Genomic DNA, 21,704 nt, shown 5'->3' on the forward strand with positions numbered 1-21,704 from the left:
ACACCGTGCGCCGGAATATAGCCGGTCGCGTCCGAATCGGAGCCGAACCCGATCCGAAACGGACGCAGATTACGGCGTCATTCGAAGCCGGCGCCTCCCTCGCGCGGCGCGGTGCGGATCAGCCGCGAGGTGGCAACCGCCGCCTGGCGATGCACGACGGCGCGGCGATAGTCGGGATCGGTCACCATTTCGAGAAAGGCGTGGGCGCTGGGATAGCGGGCGACGAATGCCGTATCCCATGCCTCGTCGGCCGGGCCGGTGAGCACCAGCTCGGGCGCCGCCGACCAGACGATGGTGCCGCCCACGCGGCGGAAGATCGGCCCGCTTTCGGCGCCATAGCGGGCATAGGCCTCGGCGCCGCTCAGCCCCTCCGCAGCCTGTGGATGCTCCTCGGGATAGGCGGCGCGGGCGCGGAAGCGGACGAGGTTGAGCATCTCGATCAGCTGGTCGCGGGGCAGCGCCTTGAAGGCATCGAACTGCGGCCGGCTGGGGTCGATGTGATCGGTCATGGCGCGGTTCTCCTGATCGTTTCGCAGCTGGATAGCGCGGCGCACGCGGCCGATTCCACCCCTGAATGGCGCCAAGCGGTTGCATTTCCAACGAAAGCTGACTCTTCCATTCAGGAGTCTGCAACTACGCGGCTCCCACAAGGCGTCCCGAATCGGGACGGCGGAGGCACGTCCGCAGAGTCCCTGAATGCAGATGCCCGGAGTTGCCGGAGCGCAGCCGCAGCGGCGAAACGCGTTGCGACGGAGGATGTTAACCATGATCGACTGCATGAAGCGGCGGCTGCTGTACGCCGCGTCGCAGGCCTATCACCCGCAGATGGAAACGGTGCGCCGCAGCGTCGGCTGGACCGCGCCGCCGCTGGTGGTGCAGCGGCGAATCGAGCTGTGGCAGCAGCCGATCGACCTCGCGCTGGTCGGCGCCGTGCCCGACGGCGTGATCGTGGCGTTTCGCGGTTCGCTTCCTCCCTTTTTCGGCGGGCGGCACGACGGCTGGACCGTGCTGCTCGACTGGCTGAACGGCGGGCTTTCGGTGTGCCGTTCCGATCCGGACTATTGCGGCGCCGGCGTCCATTGGGGCTTCGCCGAATCGATGGCCCGGCTGTGGAACGACAGCGACGAAGGGCCCGGCGTGAAATCCGCCGTCCAGACGCTGCTCGATCGCGGCGCGCGCCGCCACCTGTTCGTCACCGGCCACAGCAAGGGCGGCGCGCTCGCCAACCTGGCCGCCTATCGCGCCGCGCGCCTCGCCGGGTGGCGCGACATGCCGATCAGCGTCGCCACCATCGCCGCCGCCCGCGCCGGCAACGCCGCCTTCGCCAAGGCCTATGCCGCCGAGCGGATCGCGTGCCTGCGCTACGAACTGCCCGGCGACCCGATCCCGCACCTGCCGATCGGCCCGGCCAGCCCGCGCTGGGCGCGGCAGCTCGCCCGGCAAGTGTGGCCCGGGCTGGCCGACAGCGACTATCACTCGGTCGGCGAGCGTGTCGCCCCGGCCGACGGGGGCGGCGTGAACCCGCGCGACTGGAGGACGGCGCTTGCCGGGCTCAACCTCGCGCGGCGCACTCCTTCGGCCATTGCTTCGCACGCGATCTGCCCCGACTCGGGCTATGACCGGCTGATCTGCCTGGGCGAGACCGGCTGCACCCATGGCGCCGCGCCGCCGCCGCCGCGCCGTCACGATCGCGAAGGCACGCGATCGACCGTGCCCGCCCGCTGGCGCGAGCACCGCCGCCGCAGCGAACCGCCCGAACTGCCCGAGCCGGGGCGCGAGCGGCGGACCTCGCGCCTTTCCTGATCCGCGGCGCGCTCAGCCGCGCCGGAAGGCGTAGCGATCGCGAATGTGATCGTGAAAGAAGCGGCCGTGCGACGGCGCGGCGAGCAACGCCTCGAACACGTCGCGCGGCACGCCCGCATACCAGTACCAGCCGCCGGAAATGAAGCGGATCCCGAGCCGGCAGCGGGCGGCGTCATAGTCCACCGCATCCATCATTTCGGAATCGACCGCGATCATTGCGCGACTTCCTGCCGCCGGAACCGCAGCGTAGAACGGGCGGACGGCGGCCGGGTTGCCGTGGCGGCTTGCGCGCCGCGATCGGCGGTTTTCCGTCGAAGGTCGCACTAAGGTCGCACCTCAACGCGCGCGCGAGCGCCCGCGCGCACGCGCGAGGGCTATTCCACATCATAGGCCTCCACATCGAACACGCCGGGCACGTCGACCGGCTCGCCCACCATGTCGAACGCGGGCTGCACTCCCTCGACGAAATCCTCGCGGCGCAGGCGCTCGGCGGGCGAGTCGCTGTCGGTCAGCGCTTGGGTGAGCGCGGGGAGCGCGGCGCGGGCGGCGGCGCGCGGATCGGGAATGTCGACTTCGATCAGCCCCGAGAGATTGCCGTAGCGCATCGCATCGAAATGCTTGAGCAGGAAGATGAGCAGCCGATCCGACGGCACGCGCTCCTCGCCGACGCACTCGCCGCGATGCCACACCTGGCGCAGCGTGCCGTTGACGGCACGCTCGAAAGCGATGGTGGTGAGCCGCTGGCTGGCGATGACGAGCGCCGCGTCCCAGGCGCGGTGGAACGCATCGGCATCGGCCCGCGCGCGCAGCCGATAGGCCGATCGCGGAGTGAGGCCGACCGCGGCGGCGGCATCGGACACGCAGCCGGTTTCGGCGAGGGTCTCGAGGAACAGCCGCTGCCGCTCGGCGGTCCAGCCGTCGCGGCGGACCCGGCGCGAAGTAGCGGGGAAATCATGGGACTGATCGGTCATGGCTTGGCTCCTTGGTCGCTGAAGGGGCGCGGGAGCCGGGGTATATAACCATATCGGTTCGTGTAGGACAGCGGAAATCGGAGGGGCGGGTCGGCGGGGCTGGATCTGGAGCTGGGCCGGAATGGGGCTGGGGGGCAAATTTGACGTCGCCCCTGCGCAGGTCGGGGCCTATCGCTGCCGCTGACTCTGCGATGCGGCCTGCGATTGTGCGCCGACCCGCCCGCCGGCACGCGCCGAAACCAGACATGGGCCCCTGCCTTCGCAGGGGGGACGGGAGGTGCGGCGGGCGTTCCCCTGTCTTCGTCGCCCCTGCGCAGGTCGGGGCCTATCGCTGCCGCTGACTCTGCGATGCGGCCTGCGATTGTGCGCCGACCCGCCCGCCGGCACGCGCCGCAACCAGACATGGGCCCCTGCCTTCGCAGGGGCGACGGGAGGTGCGGCGGGCGTTCCCCTGTCTTCGTCGCCCCTGCGCAGGTCGGGGCCTATCGCTGCCTCTGACGCTGCGATGCGGCCCGCGATTGTGCGCCAACGCGCCCGCCGACACGCGCCGCGGCCAGACATGGGCCCCTGCCTTCGCAGGGGCGACGGGGTGGTGCGGCGGGCGTTCCGCTGTCTTCGTCGCCCCTGCGCAGGCAGGGGCCTATCGCTGGCAATTACTCTGCGAAGCGGTCAGCGATCCTTCGTCCCCGGCGGTGCGATCACCGGTTGATTTCGTCCCACAAGTCGCGCCAGTCCGGGTTCGCCCTGCCGATCAGGTTGAGCTTCCAGCCGCGCTTCCATTTCTTGATCGCCTTTTCGCGGGCGATGGCGGCGTCGATCCGCTCGTGCGTCTCGACATAGACCAGGCGGGTGAGGCCGTTCTCGCGGCAGAAGTCCGATCCGGTGCCGCTGCGGTGCTGGTGCACGCGCGCGGTGAGGTTCGCGGTGACGCCGGTGTAGAGCGTTCCGCTCGGTCCGTTCGTCATGATGTAGACATAGCCGCGCTTTCCCATGCCCGTCCCCCGCCGCTCCTGCGCAGGCAGGAGCCCATGTCTGCCGGATGTCGCGCGGGGATCAAGCGGGGACGTGCGATTGTCGAGGGCAGCGTGCGCGGCGCGAGCCATGGGCCCCTGCCTGCGCAGGGGCGACGGGGGGCAGCGTTATTCCCTCACTTCCGAATTGCATCCTCAAGCCGAACTTCGCGAAGCGTCGTTTCCCTCTCGCAACTGTGGCAGAAGGAATAATCATACGCAGCTCCGAGCGCCCATTGCTGTGCGGCTTCGTCCCACTCCGCCCAAGCGTCGCGCGTCACGAGTTTGCTGCCGCATTTCTCGCAGACATAGGTTAGTCCCATCGTCGCCTCCCGTGCGTTCCGACGGTATGCCGGAGCGTGGGAGAGCGAGTGGCGATTTGCTCGACTTTGGATGAAATCCTGTCGACTCCGGAGGAGCCTGCCGGTTGACCGGGTGACGATCCGATTGTTCGGACCCAGATAACACTGAGATGCAGGTACAACGCGCCTGGCGTTGCGCTCCGTCGCTCCTGCGTAGGCAGGAGCCCATGTCTGGCAATTATTGTCCGGAAATCATGCGGAGCGCACAACCGCCGAAGGCAGCGTGCGCGGCGCGAGCGATAGGCCCCTGCCTGCGCAGGGGCGACGGGTGGGTGCTATCGCAGCGTGAACCGGAGGTGGGGTAGAGCGCAGTAACCCGGCGCGAAACAATCGTGGTCGTCGAGTCACTGCGCGTGGCGTTCGATGGCTGGTGGACCCGAGCACAAGGCCGGGTGAAGCCTTAAGTCCTGGAGACCAGCCAGCCGACAGCAAAGAAGAACGCAACAATGCCCATAACCATTGAAACCCCGGCCGAAGCTCGAGGGTCCCATAGCTAAATCCTTTCTAAGTGGGTCGCACGAGTCTGATCACTCCGCCGCCACGCCGCCCTTCGCGAACATGTCCCCCTCGCCGCCATCGTCCTCGTTCGCCACGGGGGCGACCTTCGCCTTCTGGCGCTTGTCGAAGCTGTCCCACACTTCGTTCCACTGGCCGCGGGTCGCGCCCTTCGAATATTCGGTCGCGCGGGTTTCGAAGAAGTTCGCGTGCTCGACGCCGTTGAGCAGCGGCGTGAGCCACGGCAGCGGGTGCTCGTCGATCATGTAGATCGGCTTGAGGCCGAGCTGGCCGAGCCGCCAGTCGGCGATGTAGCGGATATACTTCTTGATCTCCTTGGGCGTCATGCCGGGGACGGGGCCCATTTCGAAGGCGAGATCGATGAACGCGTCCTCGAGCCGCACCGTCGTCTGGCAGACGTCCATAATGTCTTCCTTCACCGATTTGGTGAGGCAGTCGCGCTCCTTGCAGAAGGCGTGGAACAGCCGGGTGATGCCTTCGCAGTGGAGGCTTTCGTCGCGCACGCTCCAGCTGACGATCTGGCCCATGCCCTTCATCTTGTTGAAGCGTGGGAAGTTCATCAGCATCGCGAAGCTGGCGAAGAGCTGAAGTCCTTCGGTGAAGCCGCCGAACATCGCCAGCGTCTTGGCGATGTCCTCGTCGGTGTCGACGCCGAACTTCTGCAGATAATCGTGCTTGTCCTTCATCTCGGCATATTCGAGGAACATGCCATATTCGCTTTCGGGCATGCCGATCGTGTCGAGCAGATGGCTGTAGGCGGCGATATGGATCGTCTCCATGTTGCTGAACGCGGCCAGCATCATCTTGACTTCGGTCGGCTTGAACACGCGGCCGTATTTCTCGTGGTAGCAATCCTGCACCTCGACATCGGCCTGCGTGAAGAAGCGGAAGATCTGCGTGAGCAGGTTGCGCTCGTGATCGGTCAGCTTCTGCGCCCAGTCGCGGCAATCCTCGCCCAGCGGCACTTCCTCGGGCATCCAGTGCACCTGCTGCTGGCGCTTCCAGAATTCATAGGCCCAGGGATATTCGAAGGGCTTGTAGGTCTTGCGGGCTTCGAGAAGAGACATGGGGTACTCCCTGGGAACTTACTGGCTGGACAGGACGAACATGGTGGCGAAGCCGGCGCAGAAGAGCGCGGCGGCGAAGAGCATCGCGCCGGCGATGCGCAGGGCATAGCCGGCCGCCTCGCCGTCGCCGGTGCGCAGCAGGCGGCGCGCGGCGGCGGGGCGGACGAGGAGCGCGAGGCCGACCGCGCCGACGACCGCGGCGACGCCGTTGGCGATGAGCAGGCCGCGAGTCACAACAGCCCCTCCTCGATCAGGCGGAAGGCGAGCAGCAGCGCGAGCGCGAGCGCGATCGACGTGCCGATCAGCAGCCAGCGGCTCGACCGGGGGGACTCGCCCGGCGCGCGCAGCACCGCGACCAGCCCGACGAGCGTGGCGACCGCGGCGAGCGCGAAGAGGAACAGCGTCGGGCTCATTCGTGGTCGATCACCTGGCCGCGCCGCGCGGGGCGATCGCGATAGACGGTGCGGGTGCGATAGATGACCCGGCTGCCGCCGCCCGAGCCTACGCCGAGAAAGACGATGCCGATGAAATAGCCGAAATCATACCAGCCACCGTTGTTCGGCACGGCATAGACCGCATAGTCGGGCACGAAGAGCGAGAGCACCCAGGCGACCGGGAAGATGAAGCCGTGCCACAGGCCGAGCAGGAAGCCGGGGGCGCCGGGCTGAACCGCGCTGTCGATCTGGCTCGCGCAAGCGGCGAGGGAGAGGAGCGGCGCGAGTGCCGCGAGCGCGGCGGCGCGGGAGCGAACCGCCCGGTCAGGGATGCTCCGGATTTTCGCTGACGATGACTTCATTGGCTGCGCCCTCCCAGCCGATCCATTGCACGGCGATCGCGCCGATCCAGCCGAGATTGAAGAGGATCAGCATCGCGATGACCGCGCCGCGCGAGGCGCGCCTGCGACCGGGGCCGGGCACGATCTCCGTCCGGCCGCGGAAGAGCGCGGCGACCGAGCGGGCGTTGAGCATCAGCCAGATGCCGCTCACCGCCGTCACGACGATGCAGAGCGCGAGCAGGAGCGGAAAGGTTGCGAGCGGCATGGGCGCGGTTCTCCAGCGATACGGAAAACGAATGGTTCCGCAACGCGCGGGGTTCCGCGTTGACCTGAGTCAAGCGCATGCCGGCAGCCGCGCGCGGACGCGCCCGCGCGGCGCCGGCGGCGATGGGCTCACTGACAGGCGAGGCATTCGTCATAGTCGGTGCTCTCGCCGATCTCGTATTTGGCGAGTTCGGCGGTGTTGTCCGCCTCCACCCCGCCCGCGAAGCCGGCGCGCTGCACCGATTTCGACCGCAGATAATAGAGCGACTTGATGCCCAGCTCCCAGGCGCGGAAATGGAGCATCAGCAGATCCCATTTCTCGACATCCGCCGGGATGAACAGGTTGAGCGACTGCGCCTGGTCGATGAAGGGCGCGCGATCGCCGGCGAGTTCGAGCAGCCAACGCTGATCGATCTCGAAGCTCGTCTTGTAGGCGTCCTTTTCCTCCTGGCTGAGGAAATCGAGATGCTGGACCGAGCCGCCCTTTTCGAGGATCGAGTTCCACACCGCGTCCGAGTTCTTCGACTTCTCGATCAGGAGCTTCTCGAGATAGGGATTGCGGACCACGAAGCTGCCCGACAGCGTCTTGTGGGTGTAGATGTTGGCCGGGATCGGCTCGATGCAGGCGCTCGTACCGCCGCAGATGATCGAGATCGACGCGGTGGGCGCGATCGCCATCTTGCACGAAAAACGCTCCATCACGCCCATGTCGGCCGCATCGGGGCAGGGCCCGCGTTCGACCGCGAGCTGCATCGACGCTTCGTTCACCCGGGCGTTGATGTGCTTGAAGATGCGCAGGTTCCAGCTCTTGGCCATCGCCCCTTCGAAGGGAAGGCCGCGCGCCTGGAGGAAGCTGTGGAAGCCCATCACGCCAAGGCCCACCGAACGCTCGCGCATCGCCGAATAGCGCGCGCGGGCCATCTCGTCGGGTGCGCGCTCGATATAGTCGGTGAGGACATTGTCGAGGAAGCGCATCACGTCTTCGATGAAGCGCCTGTCCTGGCTCCACTCGTCCCAGGTTTCGAGGTTGAGCGACGAGAGGCAGCAGACCGCGGTGCGATCGTTGCCGAGATGATCGGTGCCGGTGGGCAGCGTGATCTCGCTGCACAGGTTCGAGGTCGAGACCTTGAGCCCAAGCTCCCGATGATGCTTCGGCATGTTCGAATTCACATGGTCCGAGAAGACGATATAGGGCTCGCCGGTCGCGAGCCGGGTCTCGACCAGCTTCTGGAACAGCGCCCGCGCGTCGACCGTGTTGCGGACACTGCCGTCCTTCGGCGACTTCAGCTCCCATTCGGTGCCGTCGCGCACTGCCTCCATGAAGGCATCGGGGATCAGCACGCCGTGGTGGAGGTTCAACGCCTTGCGGTTGAAGTCGCCCGAGGGTTTGCGGATTTCGAGGAACTCCTCGATCTCGGGATGCGAGATGTCGAGATAGCAGGCGGCCGAGCCGCGGCGCAGCGAGCCCTGCGAAATCGCGAGCGTCAGGCTGTCCATCACGCGGACGAAGGGAATGATGCCGCTGGTCTTGCCGTTGAGGCCCACCGGCTCGCCGATGCCGCGCACGCTGCCCCAATAGGTGCCGATGCCGCCGCCGCGCGAGGCGAGCCAGACATTTTCGTTCCACGTCTCGACAATGCCTTCGAGGCTGTCGGGCACCGAATTGAGATAGCAGCTGATCGGCAGTCCGCGCCCGGTGCCGCCGTTCGACAGAACGGGCGTGGCGGGCATGAACCAGAGCTTCGAGATATAGTCGTAGAGCCGCTGGGCGTGCTCGGCATCGTCGGCATAGGCCGAGGCGACGCGCACGAACAGATCCTGAAAGCTCTCGCCGGGCAGGAGATAGCGGTCCTTCAGCGTCTCCTTGCCGAAATCGGTGAGCAGCGCGTCGCGCGAATGATCGACTTCGACCGGAAAGGACTGCGGATCGACGCTGTGCGAATCGCGCGCCTTGCCCTTCCGCTTCGCGACGGGCTTCTCGTCTGCCTGGGCGGGGGCGGCTTGGGTGGCGGTTTCGTTCACGCTGGTTTCCGTGTCCCTGAATTCCATGACGCTGTACCCCTCATACTGCCTTCGATCGGCGTCGTTTCGACTCGGGGGCGGCTTGCGGATGCTAGACCATCGGCCGTGCCGCAGGCGAGAACAAAAAGTGTCCACACGCCATCCACAGGGCACGAACAGGGTTATCCCGCGATATAGGGTCGCGGTGAACATCCTACCAGTGCTTGAGCCTGCCCCTCAGTGCAACCACTAGAGCTTGTGTCAGATCGAGTCCGACATCAAGACCGTAAATGAATGCTTACCGACTCGGTTCGCCGCTAAAATGACTCGGTTCATGGCGCCTCGAGCACTTGTCCACAGGCGCGACGCGCGGACCTTCCACGGCTTCGGACTCCGTCAAGAGAACGAACGTCGAACGAAAATATTTCGCGGTGGAAAGTCGTTTCGAAGCCGGACCGAATTCCAAGATGTTGGGCGGTTCGTTCCTTCCGGCCCCCAATCCCTGGGTCAGCGATCGAAGGCGATCCGCACGCCGCTGTTCGGCAGAGTGGGAAAGCGATCGAGCGGCACGCGCAGATCCTGTTCGGGCAGGTGGCCAGGCATGATTCGCAGCAGGGCGAGTGCGCGGCGCAGGACCGCGATCGTCATCCATTCGCCCGGGCAGCGATGATCGGGGAGATACGCGCCCGCCCCCTGCGGAATCAGATCATAGCCGCTGCCCTGCCAGCGCAGGAAGCGTGCGGGATCGAAACGGTGCGGCTCTGGCCAGAGCCGTGCGTCGTGATTGGTGGCATGCAAGCCGAGCAGCACCCAGTCGCCATCCGCAAATTCGTTGCCGCGCCATTCGAACGCCGAGCGGACCCGGCCGCCGATCACCGGGAAGAAGGGATAGAAGCGGCGCACTTCCTGCACAAAGGCAAGCTGGCGTTCGCGCACCTCGCCCGGGCCGGATTCGAGCCATTCGGCAGCATCGCCGTGTTCGTGCAGCGCGAGCGCGGCGAAGGTGACGAAGCGGGCGATCGCGACGATCGGGCGCAGCAGGTTGAGCAGCTCGACTCCGGCCTCCTCGCGCGTGAGCGGCCCGCCGTCGAGGTCGTGAAATTCGGCGATTCGGGCGAGCGGCGAGCCCGGGCGAGCGGGGCGCCCGCGGCGGACACGATCGATCTGGTCGCGCGCCCAACGCTCGGCGCGGCGGCGCAGCCACAGGCCGCGGACCAGCTTCGGCCCGACCGCTCCGGCGCCCGCGACCATCGCCGCCAGCTCCTCGGCGCGATCCGGCACATCGCGCTCGGCGACCGCGATGCCGCACCATTCGAGCGCCGATTCGCACAGCAGCCGCACCGCCGCTTCGTGCAGCGTGACCTCGCCGCGCCCCCGCCATTCGGGCAGCGCGGCGCGCCAGCGGCGCTCGAAAATGTCGGCGAACGACTCGGGCGCGTCGCCGGCCAGCAGATCGAGGAACAGCTGTTTGCGATGGGCGTGCGCGGCGCCGTCGAGCGCCTGGACGCTGCCCTTGTCCTGAAGGAGGCGCAGCGTGGTGGGCGGCATCGCACCCACGCGCGAAAAGCTCTTGCCGTCGTAGAAGCGTCGCGCCGCCTCTTCGCCCATCATGCAGAGGACGCGCCGACCCATCAGCCGCGTTTCGAACATGTCGCTGCCGAGGTCGCGACAGCGGTTGCCGAGCCAGGGATAGCCTTCGCGCAGGAAGGCGGGCGTGCTGTCGAGCGTGGCGAGACGGGGAATCGATGTCATGAGCAGCAAACCGGGGGGCGGGGCGAGCGTTCCCCCCCTGCGTCGCTCGCCCCGCCGCGCAGCGTTCCTGCTGGCGCTTATCGGATCAGGGCGCGATCAGAAGGAAGGTCGCACGCGAAGCGGCCCTCGATCGCTTTGCCGCAGCGCGAAGCAGGGTTGAGCCCCATATCAGGGGTGATAGGCTGCCGGCGACGAAGGGGAGACTGCATGGCGAAAACGGGTGTGCTGGCCGGGCTGGCGCTGATGATGGGCGCGAGCGTTCCGGCGCTGGCTCAGGATGCGACGGCGCCCGCGCCGGCGGCGACGCGGGCCGATGGTTCCGCCGATCGGCGCGTTGGCGAGCGGGTGCGGGTCGAGGAAGCATCGATCGCCGAATTGCAGGCGCTGATGGAGTCGGGGGCGGCGACGAGCGAAGCCCTGACCGCAGCCTATCTGGAGCGAATCGCCGCGATGGACCGGCAGGGGCCGACGCTGCGCGCAGTGATCGCGCTCAGCCCCGATGCGCTCGAACAGGCGCGGCTGCTCGACGCGGAGCGAGCGGCCGGGCGCGTGCGCGGGCCGCTCCACGGCGTTCCCGTGCTCCTCAAGGACAATATCGAGAGCCGCGAGCTGCCGACGACGGCGGGCAGCCTGGCGCTCAAGGATAATCTCACGCGCCGCGACGCGCCGGTGGTGGCGCGGCTGCGCGAAGCGGGCGCGGTGATCCTGGGCAAGACCAATCTCTCGGAATGGGCGAACATCCGCTCGACCGCCTCGATGAGCGGGTGGAGCGCAATCGGCGGACTGGTGCGCAATCCCTATGCGCTCGACCGCACCTCGTGCGGCTCCTCCAGCGGATCGGGCGCGGCGGTGGCGGCGAGTTTCGCCGCGGGCGCGCTGGGCACCGAGACGGACGGATCGGTGGTGTGCCCGGCGGCGATGAACGGGCTGGTGGGGCTCAAGCCGACGATCGGCCTCGTCAGCCGGACGCACATCGTACCGATCAGCCACAGCCAGGACACTGCCGGGCCGATGACGCGCAGCGTGCGCGATGCGGCGATCCTGCTCTCGGCAATGATCGGCAGCGATCCGGCGGACGCGGCGACCCTCGGGGCGGATGCGCACGCGCGCGACTATGCCGCGGGGCTCGACGCCGGTGCGCTCTCCGGGATGCGAATCGGCGTATTGCGCCCGCAGATGCCGGCCGAGCTGGAGGCGAAATACGACGCCGCGCTCGAGGTGCTGCGGGCGCAGGGCGCGGTGCTGGTCGAGGTGGAGCAGCCCGAGCTGGAGGGGCTCGACGAAGCCGAGTTCTTCGTGCTGCAGACCGAGTTGAAGAGCGACCTGGCGGACTATCTCGCGAGCTCGCCCGCGCCGCTGCCGGCGCGGACGCTGGCCGAGCTGATCGCGTTCAACGCGGCGAATGCCGAGGCCGAAATGCCGTATTTTGCGCAGGAGATTTTCGAAATGGCCGAGGCGACCGGCGGAGTCGACGATCCCGGCTATGCCGAGGCGCGGGCGAAATCGCTGCGCCTGGCGGGCGCCGAGGGGATCGACGCGATGCTCGCCGAGGGCGACGTGCGGCTGCTCGTCTCGCCTACCTATGGCCTGCCGTGGCTGAGCGATCCGGTGCACGGCGACCAGTTCAGCGGGCCCTCCGCCAGCCAGTTGCCGGCGGTGGCGGGAACGCCGCATCTCACCGTGCCGATGGGGCTGGTTGACGGGCTGCCGGTGGGGCTTTCGTTCATGGGGCCGGCGTACAGCGAGGCGCTGTTGCTCGACGCCGGCTATGGCTATGAGCAGGCGGCCGAAGCGCGCGTGCCGCCGAGCTATGTGCCGAGCGTGGAGGCAGGGCCGGGGCTGGAGGGCATCGCGCGGTAGCGCCGCGCGACGCGCGCCTGCCAGAGCAGGAGCAGCGGCACGACGCCGAGCTCTATGCCCAGGCCCGCGAGATGGGCGGCCGAGGGCGGGCCGAGATCGACGAGCGACAGCGCGCGCGCGAGTCCGCCGGCGACGACCATTGCGCCGAGCAGCCGGAATCGGGGGCCCATCGTTTCGATCCGAGGGATGCAACTCGCGAAGCCGAGGCCGAGCATGAGGAAGATGCCCGAAAGATAGCGGAAATGGCTGTCGAGATCGACGCGTGCCGGATCGGCGCCGAGCCATTGCGCTCCGAGCAGGATGCCGGTGCCGGCGGCAAAGATCGGCACCAGCACCGTGAGCGCGACGGCGGCCTGAAGCAGGTGGCGCTCGGCGGAGGGGCTCATTTGCCGTCGTGCTCCAGCAGTTCCTTGCGGACGTGAATCGCCGCGAGCGACATGCGGACTTCGAACAGGAAGAAGACCAGCCCCGACATCAGCAGCAGCATCGAAAGAATGAAGGCGACCGCGACGACGACTCCGAAATGCAGGTCGATCAGCTCCGACACGAACATCAATGCGACGACGAGGCAGATCGCCAGCGCGCTGGCGACGCACAGGAAGATCGCCGAGTTGATGACCGAGATGCGCCGATCGATCAGGCGGAGCTCCCAGACATGGCGATCATGCTCGGGGCCGGTGCTGCGCGGATGGAGCTGCTCGAGCTGGCGCGCGCGATCGACGATGCGCGCAAGCCGGCCGACCATGACGTTGAGGATCGCGCCAATGCCGGCGAGCAGGAAGACGGGCGCGATTGCCACCTGGATCGTGGCGGCGACGGTGGAGACGAACGGCGAGCTTTCCATGGCGCCTCTTCTATGCGGGCGGCGCGCGCGAGCCAAACGCAATGGTAACCGCTGGGCAGTAGAGCGGAGGCCATGACGAAGCCGATGCCGCTCGCCGATTTCCCGCGCCTGCCGCCCGCACTGACGGTGGAGGCGGTCGTCGGCCTGTCCGGAACGATCGACGCGGCGGCCGAGGCGGCGCTGCCGAGCCATCGCTTCCTGCGCTATGGCTGGTTCGCCGCGGCGCTGGCCGCCTATGGCGGCCATGCGCGGACGCTGACGGTGTGCCGCGACGGCGCACCGGTGCTGGCGCTGCCCACTGTGCGGATGGGGCCGGCGGCGCTGGGAATGGCGGCGGTGCCGGGATGCTACTGGCCGTTCCGCAGCTTCCCCGTGCGCGGCGACGCGGGAATCGAAGTGTTCGAGGCGCTGCTGCCCCGGCTCGCGCGCGAAGCGACGGCGCTGCGGATCGGCCCGGTCTATGACGGCGATCCGGCGGTGGAGGGACTGCGCGCGGCGGCCGGGGCGGCGGGCTGGGCCGTGCTCGACCGGTTCGTCGCGGAGAGCTTCCTGCTCGACATGGCCGCGCTGCGCGCCGAGGGGGGCTGGCCGCGCACTTCGACGCTGCGCAAGAACCGGTTCCACGAGAAGCATCTGGCGAGCCACGGCGCGCTCGACTGGTCGTTCGTATCCGGGGCGGAGTGGACGCCGGAGGCGTTCGATTCGCTCGCGGCGGTCGAGGAGGCGAGCTGGATCGCGGCAAAGACCGACGGCAGCGACGCGAAATTCACGACGACGGGACACGGCGCCTTCTGGCGCGCGGCGGTGGCCGATCCGGCGCTGGCGGAGATGCTGTGGGCGGCGGTGCTCCGGGTGGACGGTGCGCCGGCGGCCTTTTCGTTCGATCTCAATGCCGGCGACCTCAAATATGCGATCGCCAACAGCTATGATCCGCAATTCGCGAAACACTCGCCGGGCAAGCTGCTCTATTACCGCAATTTGGTTCGGGCGCTGGACGACGGCATGACGCACGTCGACTGGGGCGCGGGCGACAGCGGCTACAAGCGCACGATCGGCGCCGAGCCGGGGCCGGCGATTCGCGACTGGCTGTTCGTGCGGCCCGGCGCGGCTGCGCTGGCGGCGAAGCTGCTCGGCGGCCTCTGGCGGCGAAGCGGGCAGGCGCCGAGCGCGCCATAGGGCGCGCAGAGGCCCGAGAGCTGCGGCCGCCGACCGCCGCCGTGCAAAGGTGGGAGCGGCCGGCGCCCGGCCGCCTCAAGTCCCCGGAGCGGAACCCGGACCCCGCCTTGCCATTTGCCTCAAGGGCACGGTCGATCGATGATTCTCCGGCACATGGGAACAGGAGGCGGGGATCGCTCTGGAGGTAGCGTATTGCGGGCCTGCGCCGCTGCCGGTCGAACTGTTCGAGCGGTGGAACCTCGATCCGTGGTTGCTCGCGGCGCTTCTCGCGCTGGGCGTGGCGAGGGCGATCCGTGGCCATTCGCGCGCGGCGTTCGCGGGTGCGATGCTGGCCCTCGCCATTGCGTTCGTCTCGCCGCTCTGCGCGCTGAGCAGCGCCTTGTTCTTGGCACGCGCGGTGCATCACGTGCTGTCGTCGCCGCTGCCGCGCCACTGCTGGCGCGCGCATTCCCCGCCCGGAGCGAAACCGGACTGGCGCTGCCCTTCACCGCTTCCGCGCTGACCCTGTGGCTGTGGCACGCGCCGCCGCTCTATACCGCGGCGCTCGAGGAGGCGCCGCTCTATTGGCTCATGCAGCTGTCGCTGCTCGTGACGGCGCTGCCCGTCGCCCTGCTCACGCTCGCGGCGGCGGTCGGGCAGATGGGGCTGCTGGGCGCGCTGCTCACCTTGGCGCCCGATCCGCTCTATCCGCACCATTACGCGGCGCCGCTCGCTTCCGGACTGACGCCGCTGGAGGACCAGCGGCTCGCCGGACTCATCATGTGGGTGCCGGCGATGCTTCCCTATGCGGTCGCCGCCGCCTGGATCGCGCGGCGGGCATGGCGCAGCGCGTCCGCCGGCGCGCCGCGATGATGCTGGCGATCGCCATTGTAAAGGGGCTCCACATCGCGGGCGTGATCGTCTGGGGCGCGGGATTGATGGCGGTGCCGCTGATGCTCGCCGAGCATGCGCCGGACGACACGCAGGAGGAATATGCCCGCGTCCGCCGCTTCACTCATTATGGATACACGCACCTGCTGACGCCCGCCGCCGTGATCGCGGTCGCGGCGGGAACGGCGCCGATCTTCCTGCGCGGTGTGTTCGTCCCCTGGATGTTCGGAAAGCTGGTGCTGGTCGGCATCGGGCCCCTTTTCCTCGGTTACTTCTCATCCGCACAACGCCCGGCGCGGCATTTCTTTCAACCGGATGCGCGGGGCCGCTTTCGGCGCTCGATCCGGCGGGCCCCGCCGCCGCCGCGATCAGCAGCCTCTGGTGGGTGACGCTGGCCGGCGCGGCGGCGATCTTCCTGTTCGTGCTGGTCCTCCTCCTGCTGGCGTCCACGCGCAGGCGCGCGCCGCGCGAACAGTCTTCGCGCATCTGGATCGTCGGCGGCGGACTGATCTTCTCCTCCGCCGTCCTGGTGGCGCTACTCGCCTATGGCCTGGTCGCGGGCGAGCGCCTGTTGCCGCGCGACGATCCGCGGCTGGTGCGCGTGGAGGCGGAGAGCAGCCGCTGGCGCTGGACCTTTCGGCACAGGGACGCGGACGGCGCGGCATCGCGACGCGCGACGTGCTGCACATTCCCGCCGGGCGGCCGGTGGACGTCGTGCTCACCACCCGCGACGTAATCCACGCCTTCTGGGTTCCGCGGCTGGGCGGCAAGATGGACGCCGTCCCGGTCACCGCAACGTGCTGCGCATCGAGGCGAGTGCGCCCGCGCACATCCCGGCGTCTGCGCCGAATATTGCGGCATCGGCCACGCCCGCCACGGGTTCCGGGTGCTCGCGCACGACGACGCCGGCTGGGCGCGGTTCCAGTCGCGGGGTGGCACGTGAAGGCGCTGCGGCTCCACCGCGCCTTCGAGGCGATCTGGGGAACGCCGAAGGGCTGGCGCGGGTCGCTTTCGACGGTGAACCACAGCACGCTGGGCATCCGACCGATGGTGACGGCCTTTGCCTTCTTCCTGATCGGCGGCGTGCTGGCGATGCTGATCCGCGCGCAGCTCGCAACTTCCTGTCCTCGGTCGGCGGATTCGTGCTGGCCTTCGGCATCGGGGCTGTTCCTCATCGACGTGACGCTGCAATTCTTCCACGCGCCGAAAAGCCGCCGGAATCCCTGGGGGGCGGGGACGCTGGAATGGCCGATGATGCTGCCGTCGCCGAGCTACAACATCGCCAGCATTCCGCACGTCGAGGATCTCGAGCCGGTCGAGCGCCGGCCAGCGCTGGCGGTGGAACTGGCGCGGGGCGAAGGCTATCTCGGCGAGCCGCGGAACGGCTGGCGCGAGACGCTGGCGGTGGAAACCGCGAGCGGCCGGATCGACCATGTCGTCCTGCTGCCCGGCAACAGCCTGCTTCCGGTCGACACGGCGGCGGTCACGGGCGTCTTCTTCGTGGCGATGCTGCTCAAGCTCTACTGGATCACGCCGCTGCCGTTGCTCGCCCTGGCGGTGATCGGATGGCGCTGGGCCTGGTGTTGGGGCAGCGGCAGGACATCGGAGCGCTTCCGATCGGAAAAGGCGCATCGGCGCCGCCGCACGTCGAGGCACAGGACCCGCGGGATGGTGGGGCCGTGTCTTCCTGCTGGCGGCCGACGCGACCTTCTTCGGATCGCTGCTGTTCGGCTATGCCTATCTCTGGACCGTCGCGCCCGACTGGCCGCCGAGGCTGATCCAGGGCTCCTGGATCGCCCTTGCGGCGGGGCTTGCGGGCGCGGCGCTGACCGTTTTCGCGGCGCAGTGGGCGATACGGCGCGCGAAGCGAAGCGTCGGTTCGGGCGCAGTGCCGATGATCGCCGGACTGGCGTTTCTGCTGCTGGCATTGCTGGCGACGATCACCCTGCATGCACTTCCGCCGACGGAACATGCCTATAACGCCGTGGTCGCGGCGCTGCTGGGCTATGCCGTGTTGCACGTGGCGCTCGGCATGCTCATCCGGCTGTTCGTGGCGCGACGGGCCGCCGCGGGGTTCCATTCGCCGCGCCTCAGCACCGAGCCGCGGATCGCGAGGCTGTGGACCGACTATGGTGCGGGGACCGGGATCGTGGTGCTGCTCGCCGTGCATGTTCCGGGCCTGCTGGCATGATCGCGCTGCTTCGCCCCGTGTTCGGACTGATCGTGTGGGCGGTGGCGTTTTCGGCGCTCTATGGCTGCAGGGCATTGTCTGCGCTCGGGCCGCTCAGCCTGGGGCGGGCGCTGCTGATCCTGCTGTGGCTGGCGTGGCTCGCGCTCCTTTCCTGGATGAGCCGGCGGTACTGGCGCGGGCGCTCCGACTTTCTCGGGCGCCTCGCGGCCGCACTCGCGTTGGTGGGGCTGATCGCGACGGCATATACGTGCGCGCCGGTGCTGGCGGGGTCGATCTGCAGGTGAGATGGCGCCGGGCGGCGCGGTGCGGCTACCGCTCCGGCGGGGGCTATGCCGGCTCCAGCTCCTCTCCCGGAAGCGTTTCCGTATCGATCTGCGCCTGCATCGCGGCGGTGTAGCGCGCGCCGCGGATCGCGCCGCCGGCGAAGATCGCGTCGATCCGGTCAAGCGCGGCGGGCGTCAGCGTAATCCCGGCGGCGGCGACATTCTCTTCCAGATGCGCGATGCTGCGTGTGCCGGGGATCGGGACGATGTGATCGCCGCGCGCGAGCACCCAGGCGAGCGCGAGCTGGGCAGGCGTGGCGCCGAGTTCTTCCGCCAGCGCATCGAAGGCCGCGACTGCATTGAGATTATGCGACAGATTGGGCTCGACGAAGCGCGGCATGTTGCGGCGGATGTCCCCCTCCGCATAATCGGCGTCGTGGACCGCTCCGGCCAGCAGGCCGCGTGCGACGGGGGAGAATGCGACGAATCCGATCCCGACTTCGCGGCAGGTGTCGAGCACCGCGACTTCGGCGTTGCGCACCACCGGCGAATATTCGGTCTGCACCGCTGCGATCGGATGCACCGCCTGCGCGCGGCGGATCGTGTCGGCGGACATTTCGCTGAGGCCGATCGCGCCGATCTTGCCCGCTTCCTTCGCGCGGACGAGCGCGCCGACCGAATCCTCGATCGGCACCTTCTTGTCGAGCCGATGAAGATAGTAGAGATCGATGTGATCGGTGCCGAGCCGTTCGAGCGCTGCGTCAAGGGTTCTGGCGATCGCCGTGGGAGAGCCGTCGAGCCCGCGCTTGCCGTCGATCACGTCGAGCACGCATTTCGACGCGAGAGTGAATTCGGAGCGCCGGTGCATCACCGCCTTGCCAAGCAGCCGTTCGTTCGCGCCGAAGCCATAGAGCGCGGCGGTATCGAGAAAGGTGACGCCCAGATCGATTGCGCGGTTGAGCAGCTTCGCGCCCTCCTCCTCCGACGGCGGCACGCCATAGGCGTGGCTGAGATTCATGCAGCCAAGCCCGATCGCCGAAACGCGGAACGGGCCGATTGCACGGGTGGGGAGGGTCATCGGTGGCTCCTGAGTCGAGTGCCTGTGATCGGGTGCGAGTCGGGGGTGCGAGCGCGGCGTGGCGGCGCGGAAGTTTGCGAAGCTGCCACTACGTCCCTCCTCCTTCTCCTCGTATCGAATCGAGCGGCAGTGCCGGGAGTTCCGGGAGGGGTTTCGGCGCGGACCGTGGCGGACGGGACGGTATTAGAAGGGACGCGTGCAGGACAGGGGTGAGCTCCGTGTCTGATCGCTTGCGGATGCCGTGCTCCGGCGGAGGCCGGAGCCCGGGCGGATGGGCGGTCTGGCGCCGGCCGACGCTCCGGCCTTTGCCGGAGCACGGGCAGGCCGCGGCGGTGCGACGAGTTCCCGGACGGTTTCGGCACGGAGCTTGGCGGAGGGCGCGATGGCAGATGCGCCGCGTGTCATACAAGGGTGAGCTCCGTATCGGATCGCCTGCGGGTACGGTGCTCCGGCGTAGGCCGGAGCTTGGGCGGCGAGGTGGTTCAGTGACGGCCAGCGCTCCCGCCTTCGCCGGAGCATGAGTATCTCGAGAATCCCGCTGTGCAGGTCCGCCGCAGGACGTGGGCTACAGCGGCAGGCCGACATAGTTCTCTGCGATGCTCGTCTGCGCGGCGTCCGAATTGGCGATATAGTCCAGCTCGGCGACCTGCATCCGCCGTTCGAACGGGCCGTTCTCGGGGAAGCGGTGCATCAGCGACGTGAGCTGCCAGCTGAACCGCTCCGACTTCCAGACGCGGGCGAGTGCCCTGCCCGAATAGCCGGCGACGCCGTCGGCGTCGTTGCGCCGGAAATAGCCGATCAGCGCATCGGACAGATAGACGACGTCGGACGCGGCGAGGTTTAGGCCCTTGGCGCCGGTGGGCGGAACGATGTGCGCGCTGTCGCCGGCGAGGAACAGGCTGCCGTGGCGCATCGGCTCGAACACGAACGAGCGCAGCGGCGCGATCGACTTTTCGATCGAGGGGCCGCGCGTGATGTGCGCCGCGGCATCGGGGCCGAGCCGCACCGCCAGTTCGTCCCATAGCCGGTCGTCGGGCCAGTCCTCGATCTTCTCGTCGAGCGGCACCTGGATGTAATAGCGGCTGCGCGTTTCCGACCGCATCGAAGCGAGTGCGAAGCCGTTGGCGTGGTTGGCGTAGATCAGCTCATGATTGCACGGCGGCACATCGGCGAGGATACCGAGCCAGCCGAACGGATAGACTTTCTCAAAGGCGCGCGCGACGCGTTCCGGGATCGCCTTGCGCGAGGGACCGTGGAAACCGTCGCAGCCGGCGATGAAGCGTGCCTCGATGCGATGCTCGGCGCCGCCCCTAGTGTAGCTGATCGAGGGTGCGTCGCTCTCCACATTGTGGAGCGCGACGTCGGCGGCCTCGTAGATCACTTCGAGCCCGCGCGCGGGGGCCGCGTCCATCAGGTCGCGCGTCACTTCGGTCTGGCCATAGACCATCACCTGACGGCCGGTGAGCGCGGTGATGTCGATGCGGATCAGCCGCTCTCCGTCGGCGAGGTTGAAGCCGTCGTGCGGTATTCCCTCGGCGTGCATGCGCGCATCGAGACCGAGCCGCTCCATCAGATCGGTGGTGACGCGTTCGAGCACGCCCGCGCGGATGCGGCCGAGCACATAGTCGGGCGACTGGCGTTCGACGACGACCGCGTCGATGCCTTCGGCGCGCAGGAGATGGCCGAGGAGGAGCCCGGCGGGCCCCGCTCCGATGATCGCGACCTGGGTTTTCATTGGGTCTGCCCTTGTTTCCGTTTGGGCCGAGCCTGTCGAAGCCCCGTTCTTCTGTTTCGAACGGATCGAAGGAAGAAGAACGGCCCTTCGACAAGCTCAGGGCAAACGTTGGATTGTATTGGGGATCAGCGCTTGGCCATCAGCTGGCGCTCGAGCGCATCGAGCGCGCGGTAGCAGGGCATGACCTGCGCGACGCTGGCGTTGGGTTCGCGGCCTTCGCGGATCGCGGCGACGAATTCGCGGTCCTGCAGCTCGATGCCGTTCATCGAGACATCGATCGCGGACACGTCGATCGGCTCCTCGCGCCCGGTGACGAGATCGTCGTAGCGCGCCAGGTACGTGCCGGTGTCGCCGATGTAGCGGAAGAAAGTGCCGAACGGCCCGTCGTTGTTGAAGCTGAGCGCGAGCGTCAGGATCTGGCCCTTCGCGGTCTTCATCTGGATCGACATGTCCATCGCAATGCCGAGCTCGGGATGGAGCGGCCCTTCGAGGACGTTCATGTCGACGATGTCCTCGCCGGTCATATACTGGAAGATGTCGACGGTGTGCGCGGCGTGATGCCAGAGCAGATGGTCGGTCCAGCTGCGCGGCTCGCCCTTGGCATTGGTGTTGGTGCGCCGGAAGAAGAAGGTCTGGACGTCCATCGACTGGATGGTGAATTCGCCCGCCTCGATCCGCTTCTTCACCCACTGGTGCGACGGATTGAAGCGGCGGGTGTGGCCGACCATGCAGACCAGCCCCGTTTCCTGGCTCTTCTTCAGCACCGCCTCGCCGTCGGCGAGATTGTCGCAGAGTGGGATCTCCACTTCGACATGCTTGCCCGCCTCCATGCACTGGATCGCCTGCGCGGCGTGCATCTGCGTGGGCGTGCAGAGAATCGCCGCGTCGACGCCCGGTTGGGCGAGCGCTTCGGCGAGGTCGGTGGTGACGTGCGGCACGCCGTATTTGTCGGCGACCTTCTGCGTGGCCTCGAGCGTGCGGCCGACAAGCGAGACGACTTCGACGCCGTCGATCTTCCTGAGCCCGTCGAGATGCTTTTCGCCGAACGCGCCGGCGCCTGCGAGGATGAGTTTCATTGCGGCTTCCTTTGCTTGCTCTCTTTCCCTTTCAGGGAAGAGGGTCGGGGAGAGGGGCTGTCTGATAGGGCGTCGCACGCGAGGCCCCTC

25 protein-coding genes are annotated in these 21,704 nt (G+C 68.1%); 9 read left to right on the plus strand and 16 right to left on the minus strand.

The window, feature by feature from the left end:
• Positions 1–77: 77 nt before the first annotated feature.
• A complete protein-coding gene (locus H7V21_RS12740; RefSeq protein WP_188054109.1) occupies positions 78–509 on the minus strand; it encodes a DUF1330 domain-containing protein in 432 nt (143 codons plus the stop codon).
• Between the two features lie 256 nt (positions 510–765).
• Between H7V21_RS12740 and H7V21_RS12745 the strand changes: the two genes are divergently transcribed.
• A complete protein-coding gene (locus tag H7V21_RS12745) occupies positions 766–1,803 on the plus strand; it encodes a lipase family protein (RefSeq protein WP_188054110.1) in 1,038 nt (345 codons plus the stop codon).
• A gap of 12 nt (positions 1,804–1,815) precedes the next feature.
• Here the strand turns inward: H7V21_RS12745 and H7V21_RS12750 are convergent, their stop codons facing one another.
• The 10 genes from H7V21_RS12750 to H7V21_RS12795 all read right to left on the minus strand — a co-directional run bounded on the left by H7V21_RS12750 (position 1,816) and on the right by H7V21_RS12795 (position 10,521).
• Entirely contained in the window at positions 1,816–2,019 is a 204-nt protein-coding gene (locus H7V21_RS12750) for a KTSC domain-containing protein (protein WP_223177022.1), read from the minus strand.
• 158 nt (positions 2,020–2,177) lie between these two features.
• Positions 2,178–2,774 (minus strand): hypothetical protein, encoded by a 597-nt coding sequence (locus H7V21_RS12755; protein WP_188054111.1) that lies wholly within the window; start codon positions 2,772–2,774, stop codon positions 2,178–2,180.
• A gap of 698 nt (positions 2,775–3,472) precedes the next feature.
• Entirely contained in the window at positions 3,473–3,739 is a 267-nt protein-coding gene (locus H7V21_RS12760; RefSeq protein WP_410482661.1) for a GIY-YIG nuclease family protein, read from the minus strand.
• A 934-nt stretch (positions 3,740–4,673) separates the two neighbouring features.
• Entirely contained in the window at positions 4,674–5,729 is a 1,056-nt protein-coding gene (locus H7V21_RS12765; protein ID WP_188054113.1) for a ribonucleotide-diphosphate reductase subunit beta, read from the minus strand.
• An 18-nt stretch (positions 5,730–5,747) separates the two neighbouring features.
• Positions 5,748–5,963, minus strand: coding sequence for a hypothetical protein (locus H7V21_RS12770; protein ID WP_188054114.1), 216 nt, complete (start codon positions 5,961–5,963; stop codon positions 5,748–5,750).
• On the minus strand, positions 5,960–6,142 hold the full coding sequence (locus H7V21_RS12775; RefSeq protein ID WP_188054115.1) for a hypothetical protein: 183 nt from the start codon (positions 6,140–6,142) through the stop codon (positions 5,960–5,962). The genes H7V21_RS12770 and H7V21_RS12775 overlap by 4 nt, the downstream gene beginning before the upstream one ends.
• Positions 6,139–6,525 (minus strand): hypothetical protein, encoded by a 387-nt coding sequence (locus H7V21_RS12780; protein WP_262503863.1) that lies wholly within the window; start codon positions 6,523–6,525, stop codon positions 6,139–6,141. Before H7V21_RS12780 ends, H7V21_RS12775 begins: the two co-directional genes overlap by 4 nt.
• Positions 6,488–6,769, minus strand: a complete 282-nt coding sequence (locus tag H7V21_RS12785) for a hypothetical protein (RefSeq protein ID WP_188054116.1) — start codon at positions 6,767–6,769, stop codon at positions 6,488–6,490. Before H7V21_RS12785 ends, H7V21_RS12780 begins: the two co-directional genes overlap by 38 nt.
• Before the next feature lie 128 nt (positions 6,770–6,897).
• Entirely contained in the window at positions 6,898–8,817 is a 1,920-nt protein-coding gene (locus H7V21_RS12790) for a ribonucleoside-diphosphate reductase subunit alpha (RefSeq protein ID WP_188054117.1), read from the minus strand.
• A 459-nt stretch (positions 8,818–9,276) separates the two neighbouring features.
• A complete protein-coding gene (locus tag H7V21_RS12795) occupies positions 9,277–10,521 on the minus strand; it encodes a cytochrome P450 (RefSeq protein WP_188054118.1) in 1,245 nt (414 codons plus the stop codon).
• A 387-nt stretch (positions 10,522–10,908) separates the two neighbouring features.
• Here H7V21_RS12795 and H7V21_RS12800 point away from each other — a divergent pair, with 387 nt between their 5' ends.
• Entirely contained in the window at positions 10,909–12,381 is a 1,473-nt protein-coding gene (locus H7V21_RS12800; protein WP_262504105.1) for an amidase, read from the plus strand.
• Here H7V21_RS12800 and H7V21_RS12805 read toward each other — a convergent pair.
• The gene (locus H7V21_RS12805; protein WP_188054119.1) at positions 12,330–12,767 is read right to left on the minus strand and encodes a DUF4345 domain-containing protein; all 438 of its coding nucleotides are present in this window, start codon (positions 12,765–12,767) and stop codon (positions 12,330–12,332) included. The two genes, H7V21_RS12800 and H7V21_RS12805, sit on opposite strands and share 52 nt — an antisense overlap.
• Positions 12,764–13,225 (minus strand): DUF2721 domain-containing protein, encoded by a 462-nt coding sequence (locus tag H7V21_RS12810; RefSeq protein ID WP_188054120.1) that lies wholly within the window; start codon positions 13,223–13,225, stop codon positions 12,764–12,766. The genes H7V21_RS12805 and H7V21_RS12810 overlap by 4 nt, the downstream gene beginning before the upstream one ends.
• 72 nt (positions 13,226–13,297) lie before the next feature.
• Here H7V21_RS12810 and H7V21_RS12815 point away from each other — a divergent pair, with 72 nt between their 5' ends.
• The 7 genes from H7V21_RS12815 (at position 13,298) to H7V21_RS12840 (ending at position 17,746) form a co-directional block, all read left to right on the plus strand.
• Complete coding sequence (locus H7V21_RS12815) at positions 13,298–14,401, plus strand: GNAT family N-acetyltransferase (protein ID WP_188054121.1); 1,104 nt, start codon at positions 13,298–13,300, stop codon at positions 14,399–14,401.
• A gap of 246 nt (positions 14,402–14,647) precedes the next feature.
• A complete protein-coding gene (locus H7V21_RS12820; protein WP_262503864.1) occupies positions 14,648–15,253 on the plus strand; it encodes a cytochrome c oxidase assembly protein in 606 nt (201 codons plus the stop codon).
• Positions 15,220–15,660, plus strand: a complete 441-nt coding sequence (locus H7V21_RS15770) for a CopD family protein (RefSeq protein ID WP_223177024.1) — start codon at positions 15,220–15,222, stop codon at positions 15,658–15,660. Before H7V21_RS12820 ends, H7V21_RS15770 begins: the two co-directional genes overlap by 34 nt.
• Positions 15,657–16,007, plus strand: a complete 351-nt coding sequence (locus H7V21_RS15775) for a hypothetical protein (RefSeq protein WP_223177025.1) — start codon at positions 15,657–15,659, stop codon at positions 16,005–16,007. Before H7V21_RS15770 ends, H7V21_RS15775 begins: the two co-directional genes overlap by 4 nt.
• Positions 15,986–17,251, plus strand: a complete 1,266-nt coding sequence (locus H7V21_RS12830) for a hypothetical protein (RefSeq protein ID WP_262504106.1) — start codon at positions 15,986–15,988, stop codon at positions 17,249–17,251. The genes H7V21_RS15775 and H7V21_RS12830 overlap by 22 nt, the downstream gene beginning before the upstream one ends.
• Positions 17,166–17,462 carry a hypothetical protein gene (locus tag H7V21_RS12835; RefSeq protein WP_188054123.1) on the plus strand — a complete coding sequence of 99 codons (297 nt, stop codon included), beginning with the start codon at positions 17,166–17,168 and terminating at the stop codon, positions 17,460–17,462. Before H7V21_RS12830 ends, H7V21_RS12835 begins: the two co-directional genes overlap by 86 nt.
• Positions 17,459–17,746, plus strand: a complete 288-nt coding sequence (locus H7V21_RS12840; RefSeq protein ID WP_188054124.1) for a hypothetical protein — start codon at positions 17,459–17,461, stop codon at positions 17,744–17,746. The genes H7V21_RS12835 and H7V21_RS12840 overlap by 4 nt, the downstream gene beginning before the upstream one ends.
• Before the next feature lie 43 nt (positions 17,747–17,789).
• Here the strand turns inward: H7V21_RS12840 and H7V21_RS12845 are convergent, their stop codons facing one another.
• The 3 genes from H7V21_RS12845 to H7V21_RS12855 all read right to left on the minus strand — a co-directional run bounded on the left by H7V21_RS12845 (position 17,790) and on the right by H7V21_RS12855 (position 21,614).
• Entirely contained in the window at positions 17,790–18,803 is a 1,014-nt protein-coding gene (locus tag H7V21_RS12845; protein WP_188054125.1) for an aldo/keto reductase, read from the minus strand.
• A 565-nt stretch (positions 18,804–19,368) separates the two neighbouring features.
• Positions 19,369–20,538, minus strand: a complete 1,170-nt coding sequence (gene pobA, locus H7V21_RS12850; RefSeq protein ID WP_188054126.1) for a 4-hydroxybenzoate 3-monooxygenase — start codon at positions 20,536–20,538, stop codon at positions 19,369–19,371.
• A 125-nt stretch (positions 20,539–20,663) separates the two neighbouring features.
• Positions 20,664–21,614 (minus strand): Gfo/Idh/MocA family oxidoreductase, encoded by a 951-nt coding sequence (locus H7V21_RS12855; protein WP_188054127.1) that lies wholly within the window; start codon positions 21,612–21,614, stop codon positions 20,664–20,666.
• Positions 21,615–21,704 lie beyond the last annotated feature (90 nt).

The organism is Sphingosinithalassobacter sp. CS137, from assembly GCF_014334115.1.
GTDB lineage: Bacteria > Pseudomonadota > Alphaproteobacteria > Sphingomonadales > Sphingomonadaceae > Sphingomonas.